Here is a 2,798-nt window from a genome sequence, read left to right as displayed (position 1 = left end):
CCATATCTTTTGCACTAATTTTATCACCCCAAAGATTCCTTAATGTAGAATCTAGTGCATCTGTTGCCCTTAATTCTTTAAAGATTTTTATAGCATTTAGAGATTGGGGAACAAAGACTTCTGCATTAATATTCTTTTCAATGATTGCCATTTTGCGTTTTTGATTTGCTTCAATAATACTTCGTCTTGATGGTGGATTATTACTTTGTGTGGATTTTATATTTTGATTATTTGTTTCAACAATTTCTTGTTCTTGTTGTCCTGCTTTGATTTTAGCCATTTTAGCTCCTTATTATTTAATTGTTGTTTTTTATATGGATAATCATCTTTTAGCTTATGCTTATAGACTACTTTAAAAAAGAGATTGAATAATAATGAGAGAATAAATGAGGTAAATATACTTGCTTACAGCCTACTCCTAGATAAAGGATAGAATTTGTAATTTATGAATTTCTACAAAACATTAAGGTTTTGAATATTACGATCTATTACTTTATCTTGTGGATAGTCTCTGAACTTTCTTCATAGGATTAAAGATTAAATAGAAACTTAAAGAACATATTAAAAGGATTTATAAAGTAAAGTAAAAGGATTTTTGAAGGAAAAAAGTTAAAAGCTTTACAAAACCTATTTGTGTTTATTTGTTCTCTAAAACTTTAACCCATTAGAAGCTTAGCTGCTGATTATCTCTAAGTGTTAATTGTAACTGCATTAATAATGCACTATTATTTCTAAATAGTTGGAGTATAACACTCTAAACAAGGAGAGACAGAAAAAGACAATGTATGGCTTTTCAAGAGGAATAACACCCTTTGAAGACAATAATATATCTTTTACTTTATCCTCCTTGTATTGCAAGACTTCCCAGCAATTCAAAGGGAAAGGGCTATATGGTTTAACCCTGAATTAACTTTCTCTTCTTATATGTAGTCATAAGCTACACAAGGTGGATTACACTAGGTGGAAAGAACCTAAAAGGTGGCAATCTATACCTTTTACAAAAAACATAAAGTTTAAAACCAAATTGTAATAAAATTTATGTATTATGTCAAATTATTTTTGAAGTTCTTGATTAAGATGAAGTCTTAAAACTTTAAGATTCTAAAGATAATTTTTAAAAATTAATATTAATGGTTCCTTAAATTCTAACCTATTCTAACCTATTAAAATTAAAATTATAATTAATTGTAAAATTATATAAGATTTCTTGCTTTGCAATAATTATAAAAGCTTACATAATGTCCTTTTTTGCCTATATATTTCCATATTGATTTTAAGGATAATTCCTTAGCGATTAACTCTTTAATTGTTTCCAAATATTCATCATACATACTAGAGTGAGAACCAATGGGACGACCTAAGACTTTACCACTAGCCCTTGCTTTTTCAAGCCCAGCTTTAGTGCGTTGAGAGATAAAATCTTTTTCTACTTCCGCTATATAGGCATAAAAAGTAAGCAAAAGCTTTGAATGAATATTTTTAAAGCTACTAAGTTCAGGTTGTTTTAAAAAAATAAATTGCACTCCTTTTTCTGATAACTCTAAAACAAGGTTGATTGTTTCAAACATACTCCTCCCCAACCTTGAAAGCTCATAAACAATTAAGACATCATTATTTTTTAATCTTTCTTTTAATTCATCAATTTTTCGTTGCTTTGGGCTTTTTGCGGAACTCTCTTGCACTTCAATGAAATTATCAATACTCAAACCTTCCTCGCGGGCATATTTAAAAATTTGTAATTTTTGTGTTTCAATATCCTGCTTATTTGTGCTAATTCTAATATATGCCAAAACCATATTTTTCCTATACAAATTTTTATTAATTTGACTAAATTGTAACATAATATATTGATTAATTTATATCTTTTATAGATACAAATAGTAAATATTTAAGGAACAATTAATACTAATACAAAAGAGGTATTGATATGGAAAAAATCACCAACAACCAACATCAGATTTTTGATAAACACACGAGACTTATGTATCTTAAATATGCTAGAAAACATAAAGAATCAAATCCATTAAAATGGTTTTGGGAACTAAAGCTAAAAGAAAGAGAGTATTCTTTTGATGAGATTGCTTTAATTCTACAAATTTCAAGAAAAGAAGTTATTTCTGCATATAAAAGTGGAATAAGAACAATACGAAAAAATCTTACAAAAAGGGAATTACACGAGGATTATTGATTTCAAACTATTCCACAAATAAAGGACAAGCAATGGCTCTACAATCCTATGCAAAAACTCCACAATGCTATGAGTTATTTATTAAAATAACTGACTTATAGAATACTAAGGATAAATAAATGCAAGAAAAATATGAATTAAGAGTTACACTTACAAATAGCACAGCCATTAATATCTTAAAAGGGCTTAATAACTATGGATTAAAGCGTAAAATCATAGAAAGTGCTATTATAAAGTTTGCAAAAGGTAAGGCTACAATTCAAATAGATTTAAATAAGCAAGACCCTAAGAGTAAAAAAGAATCTAAGAACTTGAAAAAACAATTTCAAATATATAAATCTCAAACTAAAGAAGTCTTAGAACATAATCAATCAATCTCACAAGATTCAATACCTAAAAAAGAGATTCCACAACTTAAAAGGCCTGAGAAAAAACAAAAAGAGCAAAAGCCAACAACAGAAAGCCAAAGTTGTTTTATGTTTGACTTTGGGAATAATGTTGGAGGTAATAAATGTTAGCTAAAACCCATATTACCTTTGCTCTCTCTTTAACTTCAGTAGGTGTTTTTATAATACAGCCATTTATACCTATTGAAAGCAACCATTTATTA

General features: G+C 27.9%; 3 protein-coding genes and 1 pseudogene. 2 read left to right on the top strand and 2 right to left on the bottom strand.

Annotated elements, in window-relative coordinates; all coding sequences use genetic code 11:
• Positions 1 to 280: pseudogene (locus tag LS72_RS10255) on the bottom strand (hypothetical protein); the annotation flags it as partial.
• Positions 281 to 1,193: 913 nt separating this feature from the next.
• The gene (locus LS72_RS10250; protein WP_034555422.1) at positions 1,194 to 1,796 is read right to left on the bottom strand and encodes a recombinase family protein; all 603 of its coding nucleotides are present in this window, start codon (positions 1,794 to 1,796) and stop codon (positions 1,194 to 1,196) included.
• A 131-nt stretch (positions 1,797 to 1,927) separates the two neighbouring features.
• Here LS72_RS10250 and LS72_RS10245 point away from each other — a divergent pair, with 131 nt between their 5' ends.
• Entirely contained in the window at positions 1,928 to 2,188 is a 261-nt protein-coding gene (locus LS72_RS10245; protein ID WP_034555423.1) for a hypothetical protein, read from the top strand.
• 119 nt (positions 2,189 to 2,307) lie between these two features.
• Complete coding sequence (locus LS72_RS10240) at positions 2,308 to 2,706, top strand: hypothetical protein (RefSeq protein WP_138155338.1); 399 nt, start codon at positions 2,308 to 2,310, stop codon at positions 2,704 to 2,706.
• The last annotated feature ends 92 nt before the right edge of the window (positions 2,707 to 2,798 follow it).

Source organism: Helicobacter apodemus, assembly GCF_000765745.2.
In the GTDB taxonomy this organism is placed as follows: Bacteria; Campylobacterota; Campylobacteria; order Campylobacterales; family Helicobacteraceae; genus Helicobacter_D; species Helicobacter_D apodemus.
Note: the sequence above shows the minus strand (reverse complement) of the source record. Positions and strands in the feature narration are given on the sequence as shown.

Bases quoted from the DNA above. Each gene is read 5' to 3' on its own strand.
- LS72_RS10245 (WP_034555423.1), top strand. From the start codon at position 1,928: ATGGAAAAAATCACCAACAACCAACATCAGATTTTTGATAAACACACG.
- LS72_RS10240 (WP_138155338.1), top strand. From the start codon at position 2,308: ATGCAAGAAAAATATGAATTAAGAGTTACACTTACAAATAGCACAGCC.
- LS72_RS10250 (WP_034555422.1), bottom strand. From the start codon at position 1,796: ATGGTTTTGGCATATATTAGAATTAGCACAAATAAGCAGGATATTGAA.